This window comes from Aquabacterium sp. T101, assembly GCF_057219775.1.
The window spans coordinates 77,085-100,681 of the sequence record NZ_JBXVVZ010000003.1 but is presented as its reverse complement, the minus strand read 5'-3'; the positions used below and the strand labels follow the sequence as shown (position 1 = coordinate 100,681).

Below are 23,597 nucleotides of genomic sequence, written 5' to 3'. Positions count from 1 at the left end.
CGCCGATGGTAGCCACTGCTACCCTTGCGGCCCATGATCCCCTGGCGCGCCGGCTTGGTGATGTGCGTGGCGGTGGCCCTGGCCGGCTGCGCCAGCCGCGCGCCCGGCCCGCGGCCGGGTGAGGACGGCCCGGAGGAGCGCCCGCCACCGAACCTGATGCAGGTGCCCGACGCCGTGCCGCGGCTGGAGACGATCCGCGAAGGCGGGCCCAACAAGCCCTACGAGGTGTTCGGCCAGGCCTACACGCCGCTGCGCCCGCAGGCGCGCTATGCCGAGGACGGCCTGGCGTCGTGGTACGGCCGCAAGTTCCACGGCCGCCCCACCGCCAACGGCGAGCCCTACGACATGTACGCGATGACGGCCGCGCACAAGACGCTGCCGATCCCGAGCTATGCGCGCGTCACCAACCCGGCCAACGGCCGCTCGGTGATCGTGCGCATCAACGACCGCGGGCCCTTCGTGCGCGGCCGCATCATCGACCTGTCCTACACCGCGGCGCTGAAGCTCGGCACGCTGGGCGGCGTGGTGCCGGTGCGGGTGGAGCGCATCACGCCGGAGCAGATCGCCCGCGGCACCTGGCGCGAGCCCTCGGCAGCCGCCCAGCCCATGCCGCCCGTCGTGCCCGTGATCGACGGCGACGGCGGCCCGCCCGAGCCCGTCGCTCCGGCCACGCCCGTGCCGCCCGCGACCCGGCCCTCCGCGCCGCCGCCGATCACGGCCGACGCCGCCACATCACGCACCGAGGCGCCGCGCGCCACCGCCGACACCGGCCGCGGCTTCTGGGTCCAGCTTGGCGCCTACCGCGACCGCACCGGCGCCACGCAACTGCAGCAGCAGGCCGCCGACCGCGTCGACGGCCTCGCGCCGCTGCTCTCCGTGGTCAACGACACCGCCCTGCACCGCGTGCAAGCCGGCCCCTTCGCCACCCGCGAGGAAGCCCAGCGCATCGCCGACCGCGTGCGCGCCCAGCTGCTGCTGACCCCGTTGGTGGTGGACCGCCGATAGTCGAACGCTGATGGATCGCGACGATGCCGCCCTATGGGCACGCATCTGCCGCCCACCAGCGGAAGCCGCGGGACCGGCTCCGCCGGCCCGCAGGCTTCGCCCCCCTGGGGGGGAGCGCCGAAGGCGCAACGGGGGGGGACGTCACCTCCCCCCGGAAATGTCGATGATCGTGCCCGTGGCGTAACGCGACTCGTCCGACAGCAGCCAGACGATGCCCGCGGCCACCTCGTCGGCGGTGCCCGGCCGCTGCATCGGGATCAGCGCGGCGCTCTGGTGCGCACGGTCGGGCTGGCCGCCCGAGGCGTGGATGTCGGTGTCGATGATGCCCGGGCGCACGCCGTTGACGCGGATGCCCTCCAGCGCCACTTCGCGCGCCAGGCCGACGGTGAAGGTGTCGATCGCACCCTTGCTGGCGGCGTAGTCGACGTACCAGCCCGGCCCGCCGAGCCGGGCCGCCACGCTGGACAGGTTGACGATGGCGCCACCGGGGCCGCCGTGCTTCGTGCTCATGCGCCGCACTGCCTCGCGCGCGCAGACGAAGCTGCCGAACACGTTGATCGCGAACATGCGCTGCAGCCGCGCCAGCGAGGTCTGGTCCACGCGCGCCTGCACGTCCACCACACCGGCGTTGTTGACCAGGCCGCGCAGCAGCGGCAGCTCGGCGTCGATGCGGGCGAACATCGCCAGCACCGCCGGCTCGTCGGCCACGTCGGCCTGCAGCGCCAGCGCCTGGCGGCCCAGCGCGCGCACCTGCTGCACCACCCGCTCGGCCGCGGCAGCGTCGCGCGTGAAGTTCACCGCCACGTCCCAGCCGGCGCGGGCGCAGGCCAGGGCCGCGGCGGCGCCGATGCCGCGCGACGCGCCGGTGACGAGGACGGTGCGGCCGGAGGACGACTCGGTGTTCATGGGGTCATCATAGTTGTCGCACGGCTGTCATCGCCGCTTCGCAGACTGGGCGTTTGTCTCCACTCCGACTGCGACCATGGCCAAGGACTTCTCCTCGATGGAGGACAGCAACCGCTCCTCCAACCCCAGCATCCACGACATCAGCAACCCCGCGCGGCGCACGGTGCTTCGAGGTGGCCTGGGCATGGCGGCGGCCGGCCTGCTGGCGCCGCTGGCCGGTTGCGCCAGCATGGGCAGCGGCCCGCTGCTGGGCTTCAAGAGCGTGCCCGTGTCCACGGCCGACAAGATCACCGTCCCCGAGGGCTACATGGCCCAGGTGATCGCGGCCTGGGGCGAACCGGTGGGCCTGTCGGGCGCGAACCCGGCCTTCAGGTTCGACGCCGGCAACACCGCCGCAGAGCAGGAAGCCCAGGTCGGCATGCACCACGACGGCATCCATTTCTTCCCCCAGAACGGCTCGACCTCCGGTCTGCTCGTGATGAACCACGAGTACACCGACGACGGCCTGCTGCACACCGACGGCATGAAGACCTGGACGCGGGAGAAGGTGCGCAAGTCGCAGGCCGCGCACGGCGTGTCGGTGATCGAGGTCGAGCAGAAGGACGGCCGCTGGAGCATCGTGCGGCCGTCGCCCTGGGCGCGACGCATCACCGGCAACACACCGATGACCTTCGGCGGCCCCGCCGCCGGCCACGCGATGCTGCGCACCGCGGCCGACCCGCGCGGCATGCGGCCCCTGGGCACGCTGAACAACTGCGGCAGCGGCATCACGCCCTGGGGCACCTACCTCACCTGCGAGGAGAACTTCATCGGCTACTTCAGTGGCGGCGACACCCTGACGCCGCACGAGCAGCGCTGGGGCCTGCGCAAGGGCGGCTGGGGCTACCGCTGGCACGAGCACGACGAGCGCTTCGACGCGGTGAAGCATCCGAACGAGCCCAACCGCTTCGGCTGGGTGGTGGAAATCGACCCCAGCGACGCCAGCAGCACGCCGGTCAAGCGCACGGCCCTGGGCCGCGCCGCGCACGAGGGCGCCACCACCGCCCTGACGAAGGACGGCCGCGCGGTCGTCTACATGGGCGAGGACGCGCGCTTCGAGTACATCTACAAGTTCGTCAGCCGCGACCGCGTCAAGCCCGGCGGCGCCCGCGCCAACGCCGAGCTGCTGGACCACGGCACCCTGTACGTCGCGAAGTTCGACGCCGACGGCAAGGGGCGCTGGATCGCGCTGACCCACGGCCAGGGACCGCTGACCGCCGCCAACGGCTTCGCCGACCAGGGCGAGGTGGTGATCAAGTCGCGTCAGGCGAGCGATCTGCTCGGTGCCACCAAGATGGACCGCCCGGAGTGGATCGACGTCGACAAGCAGGGCTGGGTGTACTGCACGCTCACCAACAACAGCAACCGCGGCGACGGCCGGAGCCCGGGCGTCGACCCGGCCAATCCGCGTGCCAACAACACGATGGGCCACATCATCCGCTGGAAGGACGCCGGCGACTTCGACGGCCAGACCTTCGAGTGGAACCACTTCGTGCTGGCGGGCGACCCGGCCAACGAGCGCGCCGACGCCAAGGGCAACGTCAAGGGCGACGCCTTCGCCTGCCCGGACGGCCTGTGGACCGACGCGCGCGGGGTGCTCTGGATCCAGACCGACATGAGCACGTCGGCCATGGGCAAGGGCGACCTCAAGGGCCTGGGCTACAACATGATGCTGGCGGCCGACCCGCGCACGGGCGAGATCCGTCGCTTCCTCACCGGCCCGGCGGGCTGCGAGGTGACCGGAGCGACCGCCACGCCGGACGGCCGCACGATGTTCGTCAACATCCAGCATCCCGGCGAGACCCCTTCGGAGCGCAACGACCCGGCCGATCCGCGCAAGGTGTCGAACTGGCCGGACTTCGATCCGGCCGGCCGCCCGCGCTCGGCCACGGTCGTGATTCGTAGAAACGATGGGGGCGTGATCGGTACCTGAGGCGCCGGGTCGGCGCAGAATCCGCGCGGCAACTTCCCGCGGAGACACCATGCCGACCAAGGACTTCGACTCGATGGAGGACAGCAACCGCTCCTCCAACCCCAGCATCCACGACGTGAGCGACCCGGCCCGGCGCACCGTGCTGCGCGGCTCGCTCGGCCTGGCCGCCGCCGCGCTGTATGGCCCGCTGGTGGCCGGTTGCGCCGGCCCGGCCCCGGTGCGCAGCGCGGGCCGGCCGATCGAGCCGAGCATCGGCTTCAAGGGCATCCCGCCCGGCGTGGGCGACAAGCTGGTCGTGCCCGAGGGCTACATCGCCAGCGTCATCGCGGCCTGGGGCGAGCCGATCGGCGTGCCCGGCAACATGCCGGCCTGGCGCGGCGACGGCTCGCACAGCGCCGCCGACCAGGAGGTGCAGATGGGCATGCACCACGACGGCATCGAGTACTTCCCGCTGCAGGGCAGCAGCACGCGCGGCCTGCTCGCGATGAACCACGAGTACACCGACGACGGCCTGCTGCACAGCGGCGGGCTGGCCAACTGGAGCGCCGAGAAGGTGCGCAAGTCGCAGGCCGCGCACGGACTGTCGGTGATCGAGGTCGAGCAGAAGGACGGCGCCTGGCAGATGGTGCGGCCCAGCCGCTACGCGCGCCGCTTCACCGGCAACACGCCGTTCGCCATCGGCGGGCCGTGCGCCGGCCACGCGATGATGAAGACCGCCGCCGACCCGGCGGGCCGGCTGGCGCTGGGCACGCTGAACAACTGCGCCTCCAGCAAGACGCCCTGGGGCACCTACCTGTCCGGCGAGGAGAACTGGATGGGCTACTTCAGTGGCGGTGACAACCTGTCGCCGCACGAGCGCCGCTGGGGCATGCGCAAGGGTGGCTGGGGCTACCGCTGGCACGAGCACGACGAGCGCTTCGACGCGGTGAAGAACCCCAACGAGCCCAACCGCCAGGGCTGGGTGGTCGAGGTGGACCCCTACGACCCGACCTCCACGCCGGTCAAGCGCACCGCGCTCGGCCGCGCCGCGCACGAGGGCGCCTGGGTCGCGGTCACCAAGGACGGCCGCGCCGTCGTCTACTCGGGCGAGGACGCGCGCTTCGAGTACATCTACAAGTTCGTCAGCCGCGACCGCATCCAGCCCGGCGGCGCCAAGCCCAATGCCACGCTGCTCGACCACGGCACGCTGTACGTGGCGCGCTTCGGTGCCGACGGCACCGGCCAGTGGATCCCGATGGTGCACGGCCAGGGCCCGCTGACCGCGGCCAACGGCTTCGCCGACCAGGGCGAGGTGCTGATCAAGTCGCGCCAGGCGGCAGACATCCTCGGCGCCACCAAGATGGACCGCCCGGAGTGGCTGGCGATCGACCCGCTCAACGGCTGGGTCTACTGCACGCTCACCAACAACAGCAGCCGCGGCCAGCCCAACTTCCCCGGCGTCGACGCGGCCAACCCGCGCGCCAACAACACGATGGGACAGATCATTCGCTGGCAGGAGGACCGCGACTTCGACGCCACCACCTTCAAGTGGAACCACCTCGTGCTGGCCGGCGACCCGGCCAACGAGCGCGCCGAGGCCAAGGGCAACATCCAGGGCGACATCTACGGCTGCCCCGACGGCATCGCCTTCGACGCGCGCGGCGTGCTGTGGATCCAGACCGACGCCCACGCCACGCAGATGTACAAGGGCGAGTTCCGCAACATCGGCAACAACCAGATGCTGGCCTGCGACCCGCGCACCGGGCAGACGCGGCGCTTCCTCACCGGCCCCACCAACTGCGAGATCACCGGCGTCACCTGGACGCCCGACGGCCGCACCGTGTTCATCAACGTGCAGCACCCGGGCGAGACGCCGTCCGACCGCAGCGACCCGGCCGAGCCGGCCAAGTTCAGCAACTGGCCCGACTACAAGCCCGGCGGGCGGCCGCGCTCGGCCACGGTGGTGGTGCGCAAGGCCGACGGCGGCGTGATCGGCACCTGAGGCGCCGCGGCACGGGCGGGCCGGCAAAAAGAAACGCCCGCTCGTTGCCGGGCGGGCGCTGGAAAGTCCTCGCAAAAGGACGTCGTTGGGAACGGAGCCGCACTCTCGCTGCGGCACCGGTGCACTCTAGGGCGGTCGCGCCGCCGGGGGCATCCCACGTTCATGGTCGCGCGCCGTCTGCCCTCTGCCCGCCCGGCGCCCGTCCACAATCGGGCCATGCACGCGACTTCGTCCCCCCCTGCACGGCCCCTGGGCGAGCGCGACATCGCGCGGCTCGAGGACCTGCTCGACGCCCTGCCCCCGCCGCTCGAGCCGCTGGACGTGAGCGCGCTCGACGGCTTCCTGGCCGGCGTGGTGCTGCAGCCGCAGCCGGTGCCCCCGTCGCGCTGGCTGCCGCACGTGACCGATCTGGACGCCCGGCCCGCGCCGCCGGGCCCGGCGCTGGACGAGCTGCACGCCCTGGTGCTGCGCCGCCACGCCGAGCTGGAGCGCGCGGTGGCCGGCCGGCGCTGGTTCGACCCGTGGGTGTTCGACCTCGAGCCCGAGTCGGCCGACGACGGCGTGAACCCGTCGGAGGTGGTGCTGCCCTGGGTGGGCGGCTTCGCCGCCGCGATGGACCTGTTCCCCGGCGTGCTGCGCGCCGCCGACGACGCCGCACGCGAGCCGCTGGCCACGCTGTACGCCCACTTCGACCCGGACGACCTCGAGGACGCCGACGAGCTGCTGGAGGCGATGGCCGACATCGACCCGCCCGAAAGCGTGGCCGACGCGGTGGAGGACCTGGTGCGCTGCTCCCTGCTGCTGGCCGACGTGACCCGGCCCCGCGCGGCGCCGGCGGGCGGCCCGGGACGCGGGGGCGCGGCGCGGCGGCCCGGCCGGCCGCCGCGCCGCTGACGCTCGACCGCCCCCCACGGCCGAGGGGCCGACCGCCGAACAGCGCGGCAATCGCCGTGCATTTCTGCCGTTCGCCGCACCGTCGCGGGGCACACACTGCAATGGCCCGCCCATGCAGGGTGCCGCCAGGACCGCCGCCATGATCCGCCCGTTCCGCCCGCCCCAGAAGCACGTCGCCCCGCCGCCCGACGACGACGATCTCGATGCCGCCGACATGGGCACGGCCTTCGGCATGGAATGCAGCCTGGCCCCGGAGCGGCCGGAGCACGCTCCGCGCCCCGGCTGGCCGAATCTCGACGACTTCGACCCGGACGCCGACCCCCGGTCCTGACCTCCCGGCCCCGCGCCACTACACTGGCGCCCACGATGACAGCAGTACGCCGTTCCTTCCGAGAGCAGGTGCTCCGCGCCCGCGAGGACGCGATCGTCGCGTCGGTCAACCGCTTCCTCGCCGAAAAGGGCTTCGAGGCGATGACCGTGGACGAGGTGGCCGCCGACGTCGGCATTGCCAAGGCCAGCCTCTACAAGCACTTCCCGTCCAAGGAGGAGCTGGCCGCCGCCGCGATGGTGAGCCTGCTCGACCGCGCGCTGGCGTTCCTGGACCAGGAAGCCTCGCGCAACGTGTCGCCCGGCGATCACCTTCGCGCCGTGGTGCGCTGGATGATGCAGACACAGCTCGCCGGCGAGATGCCGTCGCTGCCGTCGCAGAACTCCACGCTGCGCACCGCGCTGATGCAGCACCGCGGCTACCTGGACCGCGTGGTCACGGTCAGCGAGCGCCTGGGCACGTGGATCACCGCGGCGCAGGCCGCCGGCGAGATCAACCCGCAGCTGCCGCCCGAGGCGGTGCTCTACACGCTGTACGCGCGCGCCTGCGACCCGGTGCTGGCCTTCCTGCGCGCGGGCGGCTCGCTCAGCGACGAACAGGTGGTGGACGTGGTGCTGTCCACCTGCTTCGAGGGCCTGGCCAGCCGCTGACCGCCCGGGCGGTCAGCGCACCAGCAGCACCGGCACGCTGGACTGCGCCACCACCTTGGTGGCCACCGAGCCCAGGACCAGATTGCCCAGGGCGCCATGGCCGTGCGAGCCGAGCATGGCGAGGTCGTACTTGCCCTTGTCGGCCATCGACGCGATGACGTCGGCGGCGTGGCCGGTCTTGGCCACGAAGTCGGCCTTCAGGCCCTGCTTGGCGAAGAACGCGCGGATCGGCTTGAACACCTTGTCGGCCTCGTCCTGGTAGTAGCCGGCCAGCACGTCCTTGGACAGCACGGCCGCCGCGCGCGCCGGCACCGGCGGCACCACGGTGAGCACGGTGTAGGCGTGGTGGTCGCCGAGCCACTCGTCGTGGGCGGCGACATAGGCCAGCATGCGCTTGGTGAAAGGGCTGCCGTCCACGGCCACGAGGATCTTCATCGTCGGTCTCCTGTTGGTGTCGGTCCAGTGTGGCAGGCCGCGTCGCCGCGCGGCTGCGCTCGATCAAGGCTCGATCACACCTCGATCAGTCGGCCGGGATCGTAGCCGTCGGCTTCGCCCTTGTCGGCAAGACCCCTCGCCGCGCAGACGATTCGCGTGCGGCGGCCGTCGCCATGCGCCACCGTGTAGTCGTGGCGGCAGTGCAGGTGCCCGTGCAGCCACAGCACCGCGCCGGGCAGCAGGTCGTCGTCGGCATTGCAGAAGCTCGCCGTGCCGTTCTGGTGGCCGTAGCGCGGGTCGGCGCTCTTCAGGCTCGGCGCGAAGTGGGTGATGGCCACGGTGAGGTCCCAGCGCCCCTGCGCGGGCTCGGCCAGCGCGCCGCGCAGCCACGCCCTGCAGGCCAGCGCCTCGCGCCGCACCGCGTCGGCGTCGAACGGCGCGCCGCCCAGCGTGGCGCCCATCACGCGCTGGAAGTAGCTGCCCGCGCGCAGCGCCGCGGCCTGGCGCGACGGCCCGAACACGTCGAAGTCGCTCCAGCGCACCGTGCCGACGAAGCGCACGCGGCGGCCGTCCGGCGCGGCCAGCACCACCGCATCGCGCTCGATCAGGCGGATGCCCAGCGCCGCGCAGCGCGCGCCCAGCGCGGGCCAGGCGTCGTCCAGCTCGCGGCCGTCGAACTCGTGGTTGCCCGCCACCATCAGCACCGGCACCGGCCAGCCGGCAAAGCGCGAAAGGCCGTCCCAGGTGCTGTCGATGTCGCCCGCCAGCACCAGCAGGTCGGCCTGCGGATGCGGCTGCGCGTCGAACGCCTCGGTCTCGAGGTGCAGGTCGGACAGCAGCTGGATCTTCATCGGGCCTTCGGCACGCGGGCGGCGGCGACGCTCACGCCTTGCCGTGGCATTGCTTGAACTTGCGGCCACTGCCGCAGGGGCAGGGGTCGTTGCGGCCGACCTTGGGCTGCTCGCGCCGCACGGTGGCCACCGCGAAGCGCGCCTTGGCCGTCAGGTCCCACAGTTCGACGACGGCGTTGACCGCGTCCTCCACCGCCGCGTCCACGCTGGCCAGTGGCTGCTCGCGGTCGAGCGTGGCCACCAGCGCGCGCTCGTCGTCGTCCTGCGGCGGCAGGTGGCGGTACAGCCGGGCCAGCGCGGCGCCCACCGCGTCGTCTCCAGTCTGCTCCAGCTCGGGAAAGCATTCCTGCGCCCACTGGAAGCCGGCCACCCAGGGCAGCAGCGCGCGGCTGGCGTCGGGCAGCGCCGGCTCGTACTCGCTGGCCGGCGGCAGCCGGTCCACGTCGGCCACCAGGGGGTCGAACCAGCCGTCCTCGCTGATGCCGGCGTTGAGCGCGGCCTTGCGGCGCTCGATCAGCGCGGTGCAGCGCGCCCGCCACGCGGCGTCGGTGCCCTCGGGCAGCGCGCGGCCCTCGGCGTCGAACACGGGCGGCAGCCACTCGTCGGGTTCCACCACGCGCGGCTGCACCAGCACCCCGGCCAGGTAGCCGTCGAGCATCAGCAGGTCCAGCGGCGCCAGCGGGGCCGGCGTGGCGTCGAGCAGGTCGGCCAGCTCGTCGAGCTCGGCGTCGGTGAGATCGGCTTTCATCGCCGGATTGTCGACGGGCGCCGACAGCCGCCCGGTGGCGCGTGCGATCCGGCACGCGTCAGGCCCGGCCGAAACCCATTGGTAACCCTCGGGATCAGGGTTTACCCCATACTGCGGTGCAGCAAACGACAAACCCAGGGAAGCCCATGAACGCCAACCACATCATCAACGCCCGCCTGTTCGACGACTGGGTCGGCCGCGCGCTGGCCGAACTGCGCCACCTGCTGGTGCCCCGCCGCCCAAGCGCGGCAGAACGCGAGGCGCGCGCCGCCGTGGCGCAGTTGCGCACCCGCATCCGCCGCTACGAGCGTCAGCAGCCCGGCTACGCCGCCGACCTGCAGACCGCGCTGGCCCAGGCCGAGCAGCAACTGGCCGCGCTGTCGGCCCAGCGCATCGGCTGAGCCGCCCTCACCGAAACCTGGCGCGGCCCGCGGCGCGCCAGGCCGCCCCTCAGCGGGCCAGGCGCTGTTCCAGGCGCTCGCGCGTCTGGCCGAGCGCGGCCGGCAGCCGGTCGGCGAGCTGGCCGAACCACTCGGCGTGCAGCGCCACTTCCTCGCGCCAGGCGCCGTGGTCGATGCCGATGACGCTGTCGAACTGCTCGACGCTGAAGTCCAGGCCGTCCCAGTGCAGATCCGCGAAGCGCGGGCTGATGCCGAAGACATGGTCCTGCCCGCCGGCAGCGCCCTCGACGCGGCCCATCATCCAGGCCAGCACGCGCATGTTCTCGCCGTAGCCGGGCCAGACGAACTTGCCGTCGGCGCCCTTGCGGAACCAGTTGACGCAGTACACGCGCGGCAGCGTCGCGCCGGACGCCGCCAGGCGCTGGCCGAGCGACAGCCAGTGCGAGAAGTAGTCGCTCATGTGATAGCCGCAGAACGGCAGCATCGCGAACGGGTCGCGGCGCACGGCGCCGTTGCCGCCCACCATGGCGGCGGTGGTCTCGCTGCCCATCGTGGCGGCCATGTACACGCCCTCGACCCAGTCGCGCGCCTCGGTCACCAGCGGCACGGTGGTGGAGCGGCGGCCGCCGAAGATGAAGGCGTCGATCGGCACGCCGGCCGGGTTGTCCCATTCCGGGTCGAGCGCCGGGTTGTTGGTGGCCGCGACGGTGAAGCGCGAGTTCGGATGCGCCGCCTTGCGGCCGGTGGCCTTGGCGATCTCGGGTGTCCAGTCCTGGCCCTGCCAGTCGATCAGGTGCGCCGGCGGGGTATCGGTCAGGCCCTCCCACCAGACGTCGCCGTCGTCGGTGAGTGCCACGTTGGTGAAGATCGCGTCGCGCTGCAGCGACGCCATGCAGTTCGGGTTGGTCTTCTCGTTCGTGCCCGGGGCCACGCCGAAGTAGCCGGCTTCCGGGTTGATCGCATACAGGCGGCCGTCGGCACCCGGCTTGATCCAGGCGATGTCGTCGCCGATGGTGGTGACCTTCCAGCCCGGGAAGCCCTGCGGCGGGATCAGCATCGCGAAGTTGGTCTTGCCGCAGGCGCTGGGGAAGGCGGCGGCCACGTGGCGCTTGACACCGCGCGGGTCGGTCACGCCCAGGATCAGCATGTGCTCGGCCAGCCAGCCCTCCTGGCGCCCCATGTTGGAGGCGATGCGCAGCGCGAAGCACTTCTTGCCCAGCAGCGCGTTGCCGCCGTAGCCCGAGCCGTAGCTCCAGATCTCGCGCGTCTCGGGGTAGTGAACGATGTACTTGGTGGCGTTGCAGGGCCAGGCCACGTCCTTCTGGCCGTCGGCCAGCGGCGCGCCCACGCTGTGCACGCAGGGCACGAAGTCGCCGTCGGTGCCGAGCACGTCGAGCACCTTGCGGCCCATGCGCGTCATCAGCCGCATGTTCACGGCCACGTAGGGGCTGTCCGACAGCTCCACGCCGATGTGGGCGATCGGCGAGCCGATCGGGCCCATCGAGAACGGCACCACGTACAGCGTGCGGCCGCGCATCGCGCCCTGGAACAGGCCGGGCGTGCCGTCGGGCTGGCCGGTCTGCAGGATGCCGCGCATGACGGCCGGGTCCATCCAGTGGTTGGTCGGGCCGGCGTCGTCCTTGCGGGTGGTGCAGATGAAGGTGCGGTCCTCGACGCGGGCCACGTCGCCCGGGTCGCTCAGCGCGAGGTAGCTGTTCGGACGCAGCGCCGGGTTCAGGCGCTTCATCGTGCCGCCGTCCACCAGCACCTGGCACAGGCGGTCGTACTCCTGCTCGCTGCCGTCGCACCAGTAGACGTCCTTGGCCTCGGTCAGCGCCGCCACCTGCGCCACCCAGTCGATCAGGCGCTGGTGGCGCACGTAGGCGGGCACGTTCAGGCGCAGGCCTTCGAGCACGGGTCGGTTCATCGGGGGTCTCCGGTCAAGTTGAAAAAACGGGATTGGGCGAGACCCGTCGAACTTCCACGAGGCTCGCCCAATGCCGCGGGGAGGCCATTGTCTGCCCGCCGTAACCGCGCCGTAACCACCGGGACGGATGGGGTCATGCGTTTACGGAATGGGTTCATGCATGGCGCTAAACCCCCCGGCGACAATGCCGTGATGAAAGTCACGAGCGTCAATGTCGGCCGTGTCCAGGCGCTGGCGCTGGACGGCCAGGCCGTGCCCAGCGCCATCGGCAAGCGACCGGCCGCGGGGCCGGTGGCGGTGGGGCCGCTCGGGCTGGCCGGCGACGAGCGGGCCGAGGAGCCCGGCGCGCGGGCCAAGGCGGTGTACGCCTACCCGTCCGAGCACCTGCCGTTCTGGAGCACGGTGCGGGCCCAGGCCGGCGCCGCGCCGTGGGGCGAGGCGGTGCCGCCCGGGCTGCTGGGCGAGAACCTGACGCTGGCCGGGCTGGTGGAGACACGGGTCTGGGTCGGCGACGTGCTGCGCTTTCCGGGCTGCGCGCTCGCGGTCAGCGAGCCGCGCCTGCCCTGCGCCAAGCTCGGCGCGGCGCTGGGCTTCGCCCAGGCGGCCCGGCTGATGGTGCAGTCGGGCTGGTGCGGCTTCTATCTCGGCGTGCTGGAGCCGGGCACGATCGAGACCGGCCAGGCCTTCGAGATCGAGCCCGGCCCGCGCGACGTGCGGCTGGACGAGTTGTTCCGCTCGCTCGCGGGTTCCGGCGTGCCGGCCCCGGGCTGACGCACACTGCGGCACCGCCGGAACCGAAATCCATGCTCGCCTACCGCCACGCCTTCCATGCCGGCAACCATGCCGACGTCCTCAAGCACCTCGTGCTGGCCCAGGTGCTGCTGCACATGGCGGCCAAGGACAAGCCGTTCACGATGATCGACACCCACGCCGGTGCCGGCGGCTACTCGCTCGAGAGCCGCTACGCCCAGCGCAACGCCGAGGCCGCCACCGGCATCGAGCGGCTGTGGGCGCGCGACGACCTGCCGCCGGCCGTGGCGCACTACGTGGGCCTGGTGCGCGTGTTCAACGGCGGCGCCGGCAGCGTGCTGGAGCAGTACCCCGGCTCGCCGGCCGTGGCCAACATGCTGCTGCGCCCCGGCGACTCGCTGATCTGCCACGAGCTGCACGCCACCGACGAGCGCATCCTGCGCGCCTACCTCGCCGACCGGCCGCTGACCAAGGTGGCGCTGGACGACGGCTTCGCCGCGCTGGCGCACGAGCTGCCGCCGCCGTCGCGGCGCGGCGTGGTGCTGATCGACCCGCCCTACGAGATCAAGACCGACTACGCGCGCACGCTCGGCGCGGTGCGCGAGGCGATCGCGCGCTTCGCCACCGGCGTGGTGCTGGTGTGGGTGCCGCACGTGGCCACGGTGGACTCGCGCGAACTGCCGCGCCGTCTGGGCACCGCGGCCGACGCCGCGCCGCGCGGCTGGCTGCGCGCCGGGCTCACCGTGACGCGCACCGACGCGCGCGGCTTCGGCCTGACCGGCAGCTCGATGGTGGTCGTGAACCCGCCGCACGGCCTGGCCGACACGCTGCAGGCGGTGCTGCCGTGGCTGGCCGGCGTGCTGGGCGAGCCGGGCGTGGCCTCGCACCGGCTCGACCTGCACCTGCGCTGAGGCCGGGGTTCAGGCGGTCGCGGCCTGGCGCTCCAGCAGCGCCTCGAACTGCGCGGCCGGCAGCGCTGGCGAGCACAGGAAGCCCTGGTACTGCTCGATGCCGCGCTCGCGCACCCAGCCCAGCTGCTCCTCGGTCTCCACGCCCTCGGCCACCGCGGTCAGGTGCATCAGCCGGCACAGCTCGACGATCAGGTCGGCCAGCGGCCGGTTGGCCGCCAGGCCATGCACGAAGGACCGGTCGATCTTGAGCGTGCGGATCGGGAAGCGGCTCAGGTAGGCGAGGTTGGAGTAGCCGGTGCCGAAGTCGTCCAGCGCGATCGACACGCCCAGCGCGGCGATCGCCTGCAGCGTGGCCAGCGGCCGCTCGTCGCTGCCCAGCAGCATCGACTCGGTGATCTCCACCTGAAGCCGCGACGGGTCGCAGCCGGTGCGGCGCAGCACGTCGTCCAGGTGCTGCGCCACGTTGTCCTGCGAGAACTCGCGCGGCGACATGTTGACCGACACGAACAGGTCGTGGCCGCGCGAGGCCCACTGCGCCACCTGGCGGGCGGCCTGCTCGCAGACGAAGCGGCCCAGCTCGACGATCAGGCCGGTGCTTTCGCAAAGCCCGATGAACTCGCCCGGCGGGATCATGCCGCGCGTCGGGTGGCGCCAGCGCACCAGCGCCTCGGCACCCTCGATGCGGCCGCTGCGCGCGCCCACGCGCGGCTGGTAGTGCACCTCGAAGGCCTGCGTCTCGAGCGCCTCGCGCAGGTCGGTCTCCAGCTCGGTGCGCGCGCGCAGCGCCTGGCCCATCGCGCTGTCGTAGTAGGCCAGCGCGTTGCGCCCGCCCTCCTTGGCCGAGTACATGGCGAGGTCGGCGCTGCGCAGCAGGGTCTCGAAGTCGTCGCCGTCGCGCGGGAACAGCGCCGCGCCCAGCGTGGCGGTCACCCGCACCGTGGTGCCGCCGATGGCCACCGGCTCGGACACCGTCTGCTGGATGCGCTGGTGGATGCGCCCGACCTCGGCCTCGATGTCGTGGCTGGACACCAGGATCAGGAACTCGTCGCCGCCGAAGCGCGCCACCAGGTCGCCGCGGCGCACCGTGGCGCGCAGGCGGCGGGCCACTTCCACCAGCAGCTCGTCGCCCATCGCATGGCCGAGCGTGTCGTTGACGTCCTTGAAGTGGTCCAGGTCGATCACCACCAGCGCGGCCTGGCCGCCGCCGGCGCGCAGGTCGCGCATCGCGTGGGCGAACGACAGGCGCACGTGGTTGCGGTTGGGCAGGCCGGTCAGCGAGTCGTGCACGGCGAGGTAGCTGGCCTGGGCCTCGCTCTCCTTGAGCAGGGTGACGTCGGCCTCGCTCACCAGCAGCGCGTCGGCGCCGGTCACCGCGTCGCGGCAGCGGCGCGCCGACAGCTCGTGCCAGCGCACGCCGCGCACGGTGCCCACCGGCAGCGTCAGCGTGGCCAGCCCTTCCATCCGGGCCGTTTTCACGAGGTGGGCGAACTTCTCGGGGTCGGCCAGGCGTTCCTGCAGCGTCTCCTGCGGCGAGCGCACCGACTCGCGCGCCGCCGGGTTGCGGTACAGCGGTGCCCCGTCGAAGCCGTACAGCGTGATCATCACCGCCGTGTGCAGCAGCGCCTCCACCGAGCGCAGCGCCTCGGGCGTGTCGCTCACCACGGCGCGGCCCTCGCACAGCATCGCCATGCGGCCGTCGGCCAGGCGGTGGCCGCTGAACGTGACGTCCAGCGACACCGGCTTGTTGTGCGGGTACAGCGTCCACTGCTCGTGGAACACGGCGCCGTGGCTGGCGAAGTCGGCCTGGTACTGCGCCAGGCGCCGCGCCACCGAGTCGGACATGTCCTTGCCCATGTCGCGGCCGCACAGTTCCTCCAGCGACGGCGCGCCCCACACCTTCAGCGCGGCGGTGTTGCCCCAATGCACGCGGCGCAGGTCGATGTCGAAGATCCACACCGGGTGGCGCACCAGGTCGAGCGCGCCGTAGACCTCGTGCTCGCTGGGGATGCTCGGCAGGGTGCCCTGCAGGGTGGTGCTCATGGAGGCGGCGGCCGGCCTGGGCTCAGGCGGCGGTGAGCAGGGTGCCGATGTCGGCGTAGCCCGGCGTGACGCGCACGCGGTCCATCCAGGCCCGCACCGCCGGGAAGCGGCCGAGGTCGAAGCCGCCCTCGCCGGCGAGGTGGGTGTAGCCGTACACGGCGATGTCGGCCACGCTGTAGCCATGGTCGGTGACCCAGTGGCGCGAAGCCAGGTGCCGGTCCAGCAGCGCCAGCCCGGCGTGGCCGGCGTCGAGCCAGCCCGGGATCTGCGCCGCATGGGCCTCGCGCTGCGCCGGCACGATGTGCGTGAAGAAGCGTGCCGGCGAGATGTTCGGCTCGAGCGCGGTCTGCTCGAAGATCATCCACTGCACCGCCTGCGCCCGCGCCAGCGGCGTGGCCGGCATCAGCGGCGTGCCCTCGGCCAGGTACCAGGCGATGGCGTTGGACTCGCCCAGCCCGACGCCGTCGGCGGTGACCAGAAAGGGCACCTGGCCGCGCGGATTGACGGCCAGGAAGGCCGGCTCGCGCGTCGCGCCGGCCAGCACGTCGACGTACTGCATGCGGCAGGTGCGGCCGGTCTGCCGCAGCACCAGCGCGGGCTTGAAGCTGTTGCCCGAGCCGAGGGTGTAGTGGAGCGTTCCGAGCATGTCAGGCGTTGCGTGGCCCTTGTTCTGTCACGGAATGTAGGCGGGCCGGGCCCGCCGTGCCCCTCGCCCCACACCCGGCGTGGGCACTTTGGCACGGCCGCTCAGGGTGCGCCGGGCCGGCGCAGGTGCCGGAAGGCCTCGAACAGCCACGAGCGCATGCCGATCAGCAGCGTGTAGGGACGCTTCTGGTCGGGCGGCAGCTTCTGGTCGGCCACGTGCTGCTGGGCGAAGTCCTGCGCCACCCGCAGCAGCCGCTCGTTGAACGCATTGGCCAGGCTGCGCCCGATCTGGCCGTGCACCAGCATCAGCATCTCGCCCTCGCCGTCGAAGGCGGCGTCGAAGTAGTCCGCCGCCACGTGCTCGCGGAAGTAGTCCATCACCGGGCCGTTGGGGCGCCAGCGGAAGGTCTTGCCCACCAGCAGCCGGTAGCGGTTCATCGGCCGCAGCTCGATGATGCCCAGCCGGTCCAGCCGCGCCAGCGTCGCCACGCCCTCGGCCTCGGTGAAGGTGTAGGTGGCCACGATCTGCTCGAAGCTCCACTGCGACAGGCAGCAGATCGCCATCAGCAGCAGCTTCGGATCGGCCACGACGGCCTGTTCCTGCGCCAGCGACAGTTCGCCGCGCAGCGGCTGCGCGTCGGCGACGCGGCGCGCGAGGTCCGCGAAGTCCATCCGCAGCACGCGCAGCACCTCGTCGATGCGCGACAGCGGCATGTCGGCCTGCGAGAACATGCGCTTGATGCTCGACTCGGCCATGTCCAGGTGGACAGCCAGGTCGGCGTAGGTGATGCCCGCGGCCTTGAGCTCGGTCTTCAGAGCGGCGATCAGGTCCTTGGTCGACGACATGGCGGGCTCTCCGGCGGCGGGCGCGTGCGGGGCGCAGTATCGCCGCGCGGCACCGCTGGTCGCGCCGCGGCGGCCACCCCCATCGGCGGCTTGCCGGCGGGCGCCCGGGCCGGGCACCATCGGGCCGATGCAAGACGACGACTCCGGCGCCTACCTCTTCAGCCGACGCCACGCCCTGTGCTGCGGCGCCGCCGCGGTGACGGGCCTGTTCACCTCGGTGCAGGCGCATGCCGCGCTGCCCGGCCTGGGCAACCCCTGCCGCGGCCGCCTGCCGCCCGAGCTGGCGCGCCACGAGCTGGTGGCCGCGGCCTTCGACGGCCTCGACGTCAGCGCGCTGTGGGACGTGCACGCACACCTGCTGGGCACCGGCGACAGCGGCTCGGGCTGCACCGTGCACGAGAGCATGAGCCAGTGGTGGCGGCCGATCGAGGTGCTGCGGCGCCAGGCCATCCTCAATGCCGCCTGCGTGCCCGACGGCGTGGCCTCGATCGACCGCGCCTACGTCGAGCGCCTGGCGTCGCTGGCGGCCGACTTCCCCGCCGGCGCGCGCTGGCTGCTGTATGCGTTCGACCGCGCCCGCGGCGCCGACGGCGCGCCCGACCCGGACGCCACCACCTTCCACGTGCCCGACGCCTATGCGCGGCAGGTCGCCGCCGAGCACGACGCGCGCTTCGGCTGGGTGGCGTCGATCCACCCCTACGCGCCGGACGCGCTGGAGCGCCTGGGCCGCGCCGTGGCGCAGGGCGCGGCGGCCATCAAGTGGCTGCCCAGCGCGATGAACATCGACCCGCGCGACGCGCGCTGCCGCCCGTTCTACGACCTCCTGGCGCGCCAGCGCCTGCCACTGATCGTGCACTGCGGCGAGGAGCAGGCCGTGCCCGGCGCGCGCCAGGAGGCGCTGGGCAACCCGCTGCTGATGCGCGTGCCGCTGGCCGCCGGCGTGCGCGTGGTGATGGCGCACTGCGCGTCGCTCGGCCATGCGCTGGACACCGACCGCGCCGACGCGCCGCGCGTGAGCGCGTTCGACCTGTTCGCGCGCCTGATGGACGAGCGCGCGCACGAGGGCCGCCTGCTGGGCGACCTGTCGGCGGTGCTGCAGATCAACCGCCGCACCGAAGTGGCGCGCCGCCTGATGGAGCGCGAGGACTGGCACTCGCGCCTGCTGCACGGGTCGGACTACCCGCTGCCCGGCATCCCGGTGCTGACGCGGCCGCAGCGCCTGGCCGACGCCGGCCTGCTCGACGCCAAGGCGGTGCCGGTGCTGGCCACGCTGCGCGAGCACAACCCGCTGCTGTTCGACCTGGTGCTCAAGCGCAGCCTGCGCCTGCCCGGCGCCACGCGCCCCGGCCTCGCCGCGGCCGTGTTCGAGACCCGCCGACACTTCTCGGCCTGACCCGTCGCTCCCCGACACTGCACCCCATGACCCGACCCGACGAACCCCACGCCAGCCAGTTCGCCCTGCTCGGCCAGCGCCGCTTCGGCCCCTTCTTCTGGACCCAGTTCCTCGGCGCGGCCAACGACAACCTGTTCAAGTTCGCCTTCACCGTGCTGGTGACCTACCAGGTGCAGGTGGCGTGGCTGCCGCCGGCGCTGGCCGGGCTGGTGATCGGCGCGCTGTTCATCCTGCCGTTCCTGCTGTTCTCGGCCACCTCGGGCCAGCTCGCCGACAAGTTCCCCAAGCACGCGCTGATCCGCGCCGTGAAGACGCTGGAGATCGGCATCGTGGCGCTGGCCGCCTGGGGCTTCTTCGCCACCAGCGTGCCGCTGCTGCTGGGCTGCGTGTTCCTGATGGGCCTGCATTCCACGCTGTTCGGCCCGGTGAAGTTCGCCTACCTGCCGCAGCACCTGTCCGAGCGCGAGCTGACCGGCGGCAACGGCATGGTGGAGATGGGCACCTTCGTGGCCATCCTGCTGGGCAACGTGGTGGGCGGGCTGCTGGTGGCCACGCCCGCGGTGGGGGCGCAGCACGTGGCCGTGGTGTGCCTGGCGCTCGCGCTGGCCGGGCGCGCCACGGCGCAGCTCGTGCCGGCCACGCCGGCCACCGACCCGGGGCTGGCGATCTGCTGGAACCCGTTCGCCGAGACCTGGCGCAACCTGAAGCTCGCGCACGGCAACGTGGTGGTGTTCCGCTCGCTGCTCGGCATCTCGTGGATGTGGTTCTTCGGCGCCGTGTTCCTGGCCAACTTCCCGGCCTTCGCCAAGGACGTGCTGCACGGCAACGAGCAGGTGGCCTCGCTGCTGCTGGTGGTGTTCTCGCTCGGCATCGGCACCGGCTCGCTGCTGTGCGAAGTGCTCAGCCGCCGCCACGTGGAGATCGGTCTCGTGCCGCTGGGCGCGTTCGGCATGACCGTGTTCTCGGTGGACCTGTACTTCGCCTCGCGCGGCCTGCCCGCGCAGCCGGTGCTGACGCTGGCGCAGTTCGCCGCGCAGCCGGCGCACTGGCGCGTGATGGCCGACCTGGCGCTGCTGGCGCTGTTCGCCGGCCTGTACAGCGTGCCGATGTACGCGTTGATCCAGTCGCGCTGCCAGCCCACGCACCGCGCCCGCATCATCGCGGCCAACAACATCCTCAACGCGCTGTTCATGATCGCCAGCGCGCTGCTGGCCGGCGCGCTGCTGGCCGCGGGCGCCAGCGTGCCGCAGCTGTTCCTGCTGCTGGGGCTGGCCAATGCGCTGGTGGCCGGATACATCTTCCTGCTCGTGCCCGAGTACCTGCTGCGCTTCGTGGCCTGGGTGCTGTCGCGCGTGGTGTACCGGTTCCGCGTCGTCGGCGACGAGCACATCCCGGTGCAGGGCGCGGCCATCGTGGTGGCCAACCACGTGAGCTTCGTCGACGCCGTGCTGCTGATGGCCGCGAGCCCGCGGCCGATCCGCTTCATCATGGACCACCGCATCTTCGCCACGCCGGTGCTGGGCGCGCTGTTCCGGCTGGCGCGCGCGATCCCGATCGCGCCGCAGAAGGACGACCCGGCCGTCTACGAGCGCGCGTTCGACGAGGCGCGCCGCGTGCTGGAGGCCGGCGACCTGCTGGGCATCTTCCCCGAAGGCGGCATCACCCGCGACGGCACGCTGCAGCCGTTCAAGGGCGGCGTGATGAAGGTGCTGCAGACGCACCCGGTGCCGGTGGTGCCGGTGGCGCTGCGCCACCTGTGGGGGTCGTTCTTCTCGCGTGCGGAAGGTGGTCGCGCCATGACACGCCCCTTCCGCCGCGGCCTGTGGAGCCGCGTCGAGCTGGTGGCCGGCCCGGCCGAGCCGGCCGCTGCCGTGACGCCCGAGCGGCTGCAGGCGCGGGTGGCCGCGCTGCTGGGCGATCCCCCGGCCGCGGGGGGCACGGCCGCGCCGCGTGACGCCTTGCCACGCGCCTGACCAGCGGGCGCGGCACACTGCGCGCCATGGCCCTGCTGCCCGTCTCCCGCGACGCCTTCGTGCGCTGCGCGCCGTTCGCCCTGTTCATGGGCGCACTGGCGCTGCGCGGCTTCGCGCCGGAAGACGGCAGCTGGGGCTTCGACACGCGCTGGATCTACGGCGCCGGCGCGCTGGGCGTGGCCGGGCTGATGGCGCTGTGGTGGCGCGAATACGGCGAGCTGGCGCGCCAGAACGCTCCCGACGCGCGCGAGACCGCGCTGGCGGTGGTCGCCGGGCTGGCGGTGTTCGGCCTGTGGATCGTGCTCGACGCGCCGTGGATGGTGATCGGCACGCCGGCCGCGAGCTTCGTGCCGCTGGACGCCGCCGGCGCGGTGGACTGGCCGCTGGCCGCCGTGCGGCTGGCCGGCGCGGCACTGGTGGTGCCGCTGATGGAGGAGCTGTTCTGGCGCTCGTTCCTGATGCGCTGGATCGTGCAGGGCAACTTCCTGGCCGTGGCGCCGCAGCGCGCCGGAGTGCGGGCGGTGGTGCTGTCCACCTTCGTGTTCACGCTGGCGCACACGCAATGGCTGGCCGCGGCGATCGCCGGGCTGGTGTACGCGACGCTCTACGTGCGCACCGGCCGGCTGTGGGTGCCGGTGATCGCGCACGCGGTCACCAATGCCGCGCTCGGCGCCTGGGTGCTGGCCACGCAGCGCTGGGAGTTCTGGTAGGCCGGCCTCGGGCCAGCGCAAGGCCGCCCCAAGCGGCCCGAGATCCCCTCGGGGGACGCGAGCGCAGCGAGCTGGGGGCTGTCACCTCGGGCCAGCGCCGCCGGGCCGTCAATCCACGCCGCGGGCCCTGTCTGCGTGGAACTGCGCGCGCCACGCGCCGAAGCGGCCCTCGTCGAGCGCCTGCCGCACCTCGCGCATCAGGTTCAGGTAGTAGTGCAGGTTGTGGATGCTGGTCAGCATCGGGCCGACCATCTCGCCGCAGCGGTCCAGGTGGTGCAGGTAGGCGCGCGAGAAGTTCGCGCAGGCGTGGCAGCTGCAGCTCGGGTCGATCGGCCGCTCGTCGGTCTTGTTCTTCGCGTTGCGGATGCGCAGGTCGCCGAAGCGGGTGAACAGGTGGCCGTTGCGCGCGTTGCGCGTGGGCATCACGCAGTCGAACATGTCCACGCCCTGCGCCACGCCCTCGACCAGGTCCTCCGGCGTGCCCACGCCCATCAGGTAGCGCGGCTTGTGCGCCGGCAGCCGGTGTGGCGTGTGCGCCAGGATGCGCAGCATGTCCTCCTTGGGCTCGCCGACGCTGACGCCGCCCACCGCGTAGCCGGGGAAGTCCATCGCCACCAGCGCGTCGAGCGAGGCCTCGCGCAGGGTCTCGAACATGCCGCCCTGCACGATGCCGAACAGCGCGTTGCGGTTGCCCAGGCGCGCGAATTCGGCCTGGCAGCGCGCGGCCCAGCGCAGCGACAGCTCCATCGACGCGCGCGCCTCGCGCTCGGTGGTCACATGGCCGGCCGCCTTGTCGCCCTGCCAGTACGGCGTGCACTCGTCGAACTGCATCACGATGTCGGAGTCCAGCACGGTCTGGATCTGCATCGACACCTCGGGCGTCAGGAACAGCCGGTCGCCGTTGACCGGCGACGCGAACTTCACGCCCTCCTCGCTGATCTTGCGCATCGCGCCGAGCGACCACACCTGGAAGCCGCCGCTGTCGGTGAGGATCGGCCGGTTCCAGCCCTCGAAGCGGTGCAGCCCGCCGAAGGTGCGCAGCACGTCCAGCCCCGGCCGCAGCCACAGGTGGAAGGTGTTGCCCAGGATGATCTGCGCGCCCGACGCCTCCAGGTCGCGCGGCAGCACGCCCTTGACCGTGCCGTAGGTGCCCACCGGCATGAACACCGGCGTCTCGACGACGCCGTGGTTGAGCGTGAGCCGGCCGCGGCGCGCGTGGCCGTCGGTGCGGAGCAGGTCGAACTGGAGCATGGGGCGGGATTGTCGCCGCTGGCCCGCCGGCACCGCCCGTCGCGCGCACCACGCGCCTGCGGCACACTCGGTCCACGCTCGCCCGGGCGAAGACCCCTTCGACCATGAACCTGACGTCGCGCTGGAGCCGCCTGCTCGTGGCCGCCGCCGTGTCGGCCGGTGCCGCTGCGGCGGCATCGGGCCGGGAGGCGGTCGCCGTCGCCGTGCCGCCGGGCTCGCTGTCGACGTCGCCGGCCCCGATGCCGGCCCACCTGTACCTGCCCGACGGCGCGGGACCGCATCCCGCGGTGGTGCTGCTGCACGGCTGCGGCGGCGCCTACGCGCGCGACGGTGCCATCGGCGCGCGCCACGCGGCCTGGGGCCGCTGGTTCGCGGACCAAGGCCATGCCGCGCTGCTGCTGGACAGCTTCACCGCGCGCGGCCTGCGCGAGCTGTGCACGGTGCCGCTGGCGCAGCGCACGCTGAAGGAGTCGGACCGCGTGGGCGACGCCTATGCCGCGCTGGCCTGGCTGCGGCAGCGGGCCGACATCCAGCCGCAGCGGGTCGCGCTGATGGGGTGGTCGCATGGCGGCGGCGTGACGCTGGACGCGATGAACCGCCGGCCCGAGGCGCTGGAGGGCTTTCGCACCGGCATCGCGTTCTACCCGGGCTGTGCGAGCCGCCTGCGCCAGGGCGCGCGCTACCGGCCCTACGCCCCGCTGCTGCTGGTGGTCGGCCTGGCCGACGACTGGACGCCGGCGGCCCCCTGCGAGGCGCTGGCCGCGGACGCCGCCGCCCGCGGCCTGCCGGTCGAGATCCTGGCCTTTCCCGACACGTACCACGACTTCGACAACCCGGCGCTCAGGGCGCCCCGCGTCCGCGCGGACGTGCCCAACGGCGCACGGCCCGGGCAGGGCGTGACCACGGCACCGAATCCGCAGGCGGCGCAGCAGGCGCGGCGGCGCGTCGCCGAGCACCTGCGCGCAACCATGCCCTGACGC

Annotated in this window: 22 protein-coding genes; 13 read left to right on the top strand and 9 right to left on the bottom strand. The window is 72.9% G+C overall.

Translation table 11 applies throughout. The features are described from left to right. Positions 1–33 precede the first annotated feature (33 nt). Positions 34–1,005 (top strand): septal ring lytic transglycosylase RlpA family protein, encoded by a 972-nt coding sequence (locus AC2EAQ_RS10270; protein ID WP_484643028.1) that lies wholly within the window; start codon positions 34–36, stop codon positions 1,003–1,005. A gap of 141 nt (positions 1,006–1,146) precedes the next feature. On the opposite strand, the gene AC2EAQ_RS10265 is transcribed toward AC2EAQ_RS10270, so the two are convergent. Beyond that, positions 1,147–1,911, bottom strand: a complete 765-nt coding sequence (locus tag AC2EAQ_RS10265; RefSeq protein WP_484643026.1) for an SDR family oxidoreductase — start codon at positions 1,909–1,911, stop codon at positions 1,147–1,149. 76 nt (positions 1,912–1,987) lie between these two features. Here AC2EAQ_RS10265 and AC2EAQ_RS10260 point away from each other — a divergent pair, with 76 nt between their 5' ends. The 5 genes from AC2EAQ_RS10260 to AC2EAQ_RS10240 all read left to right on the top strand — a co-directional run bounded on the left by AC2EAQ_RS10260 (position 1,988) and on the right by AC2EAQ_RS10240 (position 7,736). Then, entirely contained in the window at positions 1,988–3,883 is a 1,896-nt protein-coding gene (locus AC2EAQ_RS10260) for a PhoX family protein (protein ID WP_484643024.1), read from the top strand. Positions 3,884–3,932: 49 nt separating this feature from the next. Further along, complete coding sequence (locus AC2EAQ_RS10255) at positions 3,933–5,864, top strand: PhoX family protein (RefSeq protein WP_484643020.1); 1,932 nt, start codon at positions 3,933–3,935, stop codon at positions 5,862–5,864. 216 nt (positions 5,865–6,080) lie between these two features. Next, positions 6,081–6,758, top strand: a complete 678-nt coding sequence (locus AC2EAQ_RS10250; protein WP_484643018.1) for a YecA/YgfB family protein — start codon at positions 6,081–6,083, stop codon at positions 6,756–6,758. A gap of 139 nt (positions 6,759–6,897) precedes the next feature. After that, the gene (locus AC2EAQ_RS10245) at positions 6,898–7,089 is read left to right on the top strand and encodes a hypothetical protein (protein WP_484643016.1); all 192 of its coding nucleotides are present in this window, start codon (positions 6,898–6,900) and stop codon (positions 7,087–7,089) included. Between the two features lie 35 nt (positions 7,090–7,124). Further along, entirely contained in the window at positions 7,125–7,736 is a 612-nt protein-coding gene (locus AC2EAQ_RS10240; RefSeq protein ID WP_484643013.1) for a TetR/AcrR family transcriptional regulator, read from the top strand. A 12-nt stretch (positions 7,737–7,748) separates the two neighbouring features. Here AC2EAQ_RS10240 and AC2EAQ_RS10235 read toward each other — a convergent pair whose 3' ends face one another. The 3 genes from AC2EAQ_RS10235 to AC2EAQ_RS10225 form a co-directional block, all read right to left on the bottom strand. After that, positions 7,749–8,171 carry a universal stress protein gene (locus tag AC2EAQ_RS10235; RefSeq protein WP_484643011.1) on the bottom strand — a complete coding sequence of 141 codons (423 nt, stop codon included), beginning with the start codon at positions 8,169–8,171 and terminating at the stop codon, positions 7,749–7,751. Positions 8,172–8,245: 74 nt separating this feature from the next. Continuing rightward, on the bottom strand, positions 8,246–9,022 hold the full coding sequence (locus AC2EAQ_RS10230; RefSeq protein WP_484643005.1) for a metallophosphoesterase: 777 nt from the start codon (positions 9,020–9,022) through the stop codon (positions 8,246–8,248). 31 nt (positions 9,023–9,053) lie between these two features. Next, positions 9,054–9,770, bottom strand: a complete 717-nt coding sequence (locus tag AC2EAQ_RS10225; protein ID WP_484643002.1) for a UPF0149 family protein — start codon at positions 9,768–9,770, stop codon at positions 9,054–9,056. Between the two features lie 146 nt (positions 9,771–9,916). On the opposite strand from AC2EAQ_RS10225, the gene AC2EAQ_RS10220 reads away from it, so the two are divergent. Continuing rightward, positions 9,917–10,171 (top strand): hypothetical protein, encoded by a 255-nt coding sequence (locus AC2EAQ_RS10220; RefSeq protein ID WP_484643000.1) that lies wholly within the window; start codon positions 9,917–9,919, stop codon positions 10,169–10,171. 49 nt (positions 10,172–10,220) lie between these two features. Here the strand turns inward: AC2EAQ_RS10220 and AC2EAQ_RS10215 are convergent, their stop codons facing one another. Continuing rightward, entirely contained in the window at positions 10,221–12,098 is a 1,878-nt protein-coding gene (locus AC2EAQ_RS10215; protein WP_484642998.1) for a phosphoenolpyruvate carboxykinase (GTP), read from the bottom strand. A gap of 192 nt (positions 12,099–12,290) precedes the next feature. On the opposite strand from AC2EAQ_RS10215, the gene AC2EAQ_RS10210 reads away from it, so the two are divergent. Both AC2EAQ_RS10210 and AC2EAQ_RS10205 read left to right on the top strand, forming a co-directional pair. Continuing rightward, on the top strand, positions 12,291–12,869 hold the full coding sequence (locus AC2EAQ_RS10210) for an MOSC domain-containing protein (protein ID WP_484642996.1): 579 nt from the start codon (positions 12,291–12,293) through the stop codon (positions 12,867–12,869). Positions 12,870–12,901: 32 nt separating this feature from the next. Then, the gene (locus tag AC2EAQ_RS10205) at positions 12,902–13,759 is read left to right on the top strand and encodes a 23S rRNA (adenine(2030)-N(6))-methyltransferase RlmJ (protein ID WP_484642994.1); all 858 of its coding nucleotides are present in this window, start codon (positions 12,902–12,904) and stop codon (positions 13,757–13,759) included. A 9-nt stretch (positions 13,760–13,768) separates the two neighbouring features. Here the strand turns inward: AC2EAQ_RS10205 and AC2EAQ_RS10200 are convergent, their stop codons facing one another. From AC2EAQ_RS10200 to AC2EAQ_RS10190, 3 genes are all read right to left on the bottom strand, one after another. Beyond that, positions 13,769–15,799 (bottom strand): putative bifunctional diguanylate cyclase/phosphodiesterase, encoded by a 2,031-nt coding sequence (locus tag AC2EAQ_RS10200; RefSeq protein ID WP_484642992.1) that lies wholly within the window; start codon positions 15,797–15,799, stop codon positions 13,769–13,771. A 22-nt stretch (positions 15,800–15,821) separates the two neighbouring features. Then, on the bottom strand, positions 15,822–16,445 hold the full coding sequence (locus AC2EAQ_RS10195; protein ID WP_484642990.1) for a glutathione S-transferase family protein: 624 nt from the start codon (positions 16,443–16,445) through the stop codon (positions 15,822–15,824). A 101-nt stretch (positions 16,446–16,546) separates the two neighbouring features. Continuing rightward, on the bottom strand, positions 16,547–17,290 hold the full coding sequence (locus AC2EAQ_RS10190) for a helix-turn-helix domain-containing protein (RefSeq protein ID WP_484642988.1): 744 nt from the start codon (positions 17,288–17,290) through the stop codon (positions 16,547–16,549). Positions 17,291–17,417: 127 nt separating this feature from the next. Between AC2EAQ_RS10190 and AC2EAQ_RS10185 the strand changes: the two genes are divergently transcribed. From AC2EAQ_RS10185 to AC2EAQ_RS10175, 3 genes are read left to right on the top strand one after another with little or no spacing between them, the layout of a single operon-like run. After that, positions 17,418–18,683 (top strand): amidohydrolase family protein, encoded by a 1,266-nt coding sequence (locus tag AC2EAQ_RS10185; RefSeq protein ID WP_484642985.1) that lies wholly within the window; start codon positions 17,418–17,420, stop codon positions 18,681–18,683. A 26-nt stretch (positions 18,684–18,709) separates the two neighbouring features. After that, positions 18,710–20,656: an MFS transporter gene (locus AC2EAQ_RS10180; protein ID WP_484642983.1), complete on the top strand. Its 1,947-nt coding sequence runs from the start codon at positions 18,710–18,712 to the stop codon at positions 20,654–20,656. A 26-nt stretch (positions 20,657–20,682) separates the two neighbouring features. Continuing rightward, complete coding sequence (locus AC2EAQ_RS10175; protein WP_484642979.1) at positions 20,683–21,366, top strand: CAAX prenyl protease-related protein; 684 nt, start codon at positions 20,683–20,685, stop codon at positions 21,364–21,366. Between the two features lie 108 nt (positions 21,367–21,474). Here AC2EAQ_RS10175 and tgt read toward each other — a convergent pair whose 3' ends face one another. Next, the gene (gene tgt, locus AC2EAQ_RS10170) at positions 21,475–22,617 is read right to left on the bottom strand and encodes a tRNA guanosine(34) transglycosylase Tgt (RefSeq protein WP_484642977.1); all 1,143 of its coding nucleotides are present in this window, start codon (positions 22,615–22,617) and stop codon (positions 21,475–21,477) included. A gap of 104 nt (positions 22,618–22,721) precedes the next feature. On the opposite strand from tgt, the gene AC2EAQ_RS10165 reads away from it, so the two are divergent. After that, entirely contained in the window at positions 22,722–23,594 is an 873-nt protein-coding gene (locus AC2EAQ_RS10165; RefSeq protein WP_484642975.1) for a dienelactone hydrolase family protein, read from the top strand. Positions 23,595–23,597 lie beyond the last annotated feature (3 nt).

Bases quoted from the DNA above. Each gene is read 5' to 3' on its own strand.
- AC2EAQ_RS10220 (WP_484643000.1), top strand. From the start codon at position 9,917: ATGAACGCCAACCACATCATCAACGCCCGCCTGTTCGACGACTGGGTC.
- AC2EAQ_RS10165 (WP_484642975.1), top strand. From the start codon at position 22,722: ATGAACCTGACGTCGCGCTGGAGCCGCCTGCTCGTGGCCGCCGCCGTG.
- AC2EAQ_RS10205 (WP_484642994.1), top strand. From the start codon at position 12,902: ATGCTCGCCTACCGCCACGCCTTCCATGCCGGCAACCATGCCGACGTC.
- AC2EAQ_RS10180 (WP_484642983.1), top strand. From the start codon at position 18,710: ATGACCCGACCCGACGAACCCCACGCCAGCCAGTTCGCCCTGCTCGGC.
- AC2EAQ_RS10250 (WP_484643018.1), top strand. From the start codon at position 6,081: ATGCACGCGACTTCGTCCCCCCCTGCACGGCCCCTGGGCGAGCGCGAC.
- AC2EAQ_RS10225 (WP_484643002.1), bottom strand. From the start codon at position 9,770: ATGAAAGCCGATCTCACCGACGCCGAGCTCGACGAGCTGGCCGACCTG.
- AC2EAQ_RS10190 (WP_484642988.1), bottom strand. From the start codon at position 17,290: ATGTCGTCGACCAAGGACCTGATCGCCGCTCTGAAGACCGAGCTCAAG.
- AC2EAQ_RS10270 (WP_484643028.1), top strand. From the start codon at position 34: ATGATCCCCTGGCGCGCCGGCTTGGTGATGTGCGTGGCGGTGGCCCTG.
- AC2EAQ_RS10255 (WP_484643020.1), top strand. From the start codon at position 3,933: ATGCCGACCAAGGACTTCGACTCGATGGAGGACAGCAACCGCTCCTCC.
- AC2EAQ_RS10260 (WP_484643024.1), top strand. From the start codon at position 1,988: ATGGCCAAGGACTTCTCCTCGATGGAGGACAGCAACCGCTCCTCCAAC.
- AC2EAQ_RS10175 (WP_484642979.1), top strand. From the start codon at position 20,683: ATGGCCCTGCTGCCCGTCTCCCGCGACGCCTTCGTGCGCTGCGCGCCG.
- AC2EAQ_RS10215 (WP_484642998.1), bottom strand. From the start codon at position 12,098: ATGAACCGACCCGTGCTCGAAGGCCTGCGCCTGAACGTGCCCGCCTAC.
- AC2EAQ_RS10185 (WP_484642985.1), top strand. From the start codon at position 17,418: ATGCAAGACGACGACTCCGGCGCCTACCTCTTCAGCCGACGCCACGCC.
- AC2EAQ_RS10195 (WP_484642990.1), bottom strand. From the start codon at position 16,445: ATGCTCGGAACGCTCCACTACACCCTCGGCTCGGGCAACAGCTTCAAG.
- tgt (WP_484642977.1), bottom strand. From the start codon at position 22,617: ATGCTCCAGTTCGACCTGCTCCGCACCGACGGCCACGCGCGCCGCGGC.
- AC2EAQ_RS10200 (WP_484642992.1), bottom strand. From the start codon at position 15,799: ATGAGCACCACCCTGCAGGGCACCCTGCCGAGCATCCCCAGCGAGCAC.
- AC2EAQ_RS10235 (WP_484643011.1), bottom strand. From the start codon at position 8,171: ATGAAGATCCTCGTGGCCGTGGACGGCAGCCCTTTCACCAAGCGCATG.
- AC2EAQ_RS10210 (WP_484642996.1), top strand. From the start codon at position 12,291: ATGAAAGTCACGAGCGTCAATGTCGGCCGTGTCCAGGCGCTGGCGCTG.
- AC2EAQ_RS10240 (WP_484643013.1), top strand. From the start codon at position 7,125: ATGACAGCAGTACGCCGTTCCTTCCGAGAGCAGGTGCTCCGCGCCCGC.
- AC2EAQ_RS10245 (WP_484643016.1), top strand. From the start codon at position 6,898: ATGATCCGCCCGTTCCGCCCGCCCCAGAAGCACGTCGCCCCGCCGCCC.
- AC2EAQ_RS10230 (WP_484643005.1), bottom strand. From the start codon at position 9,022: ATGAAGATCCAGCTGCTGTCCGACCTGCACCTCGAGACCGAGGCGTTC.
- AC2EAQ_RS10265 (WP_484643026.1), bottom strand. From the start codon at position 1,911: ATGAACACCGAGTCGTCCTCCGGCCGCACCGTCCTCGTCACCGGCGCG.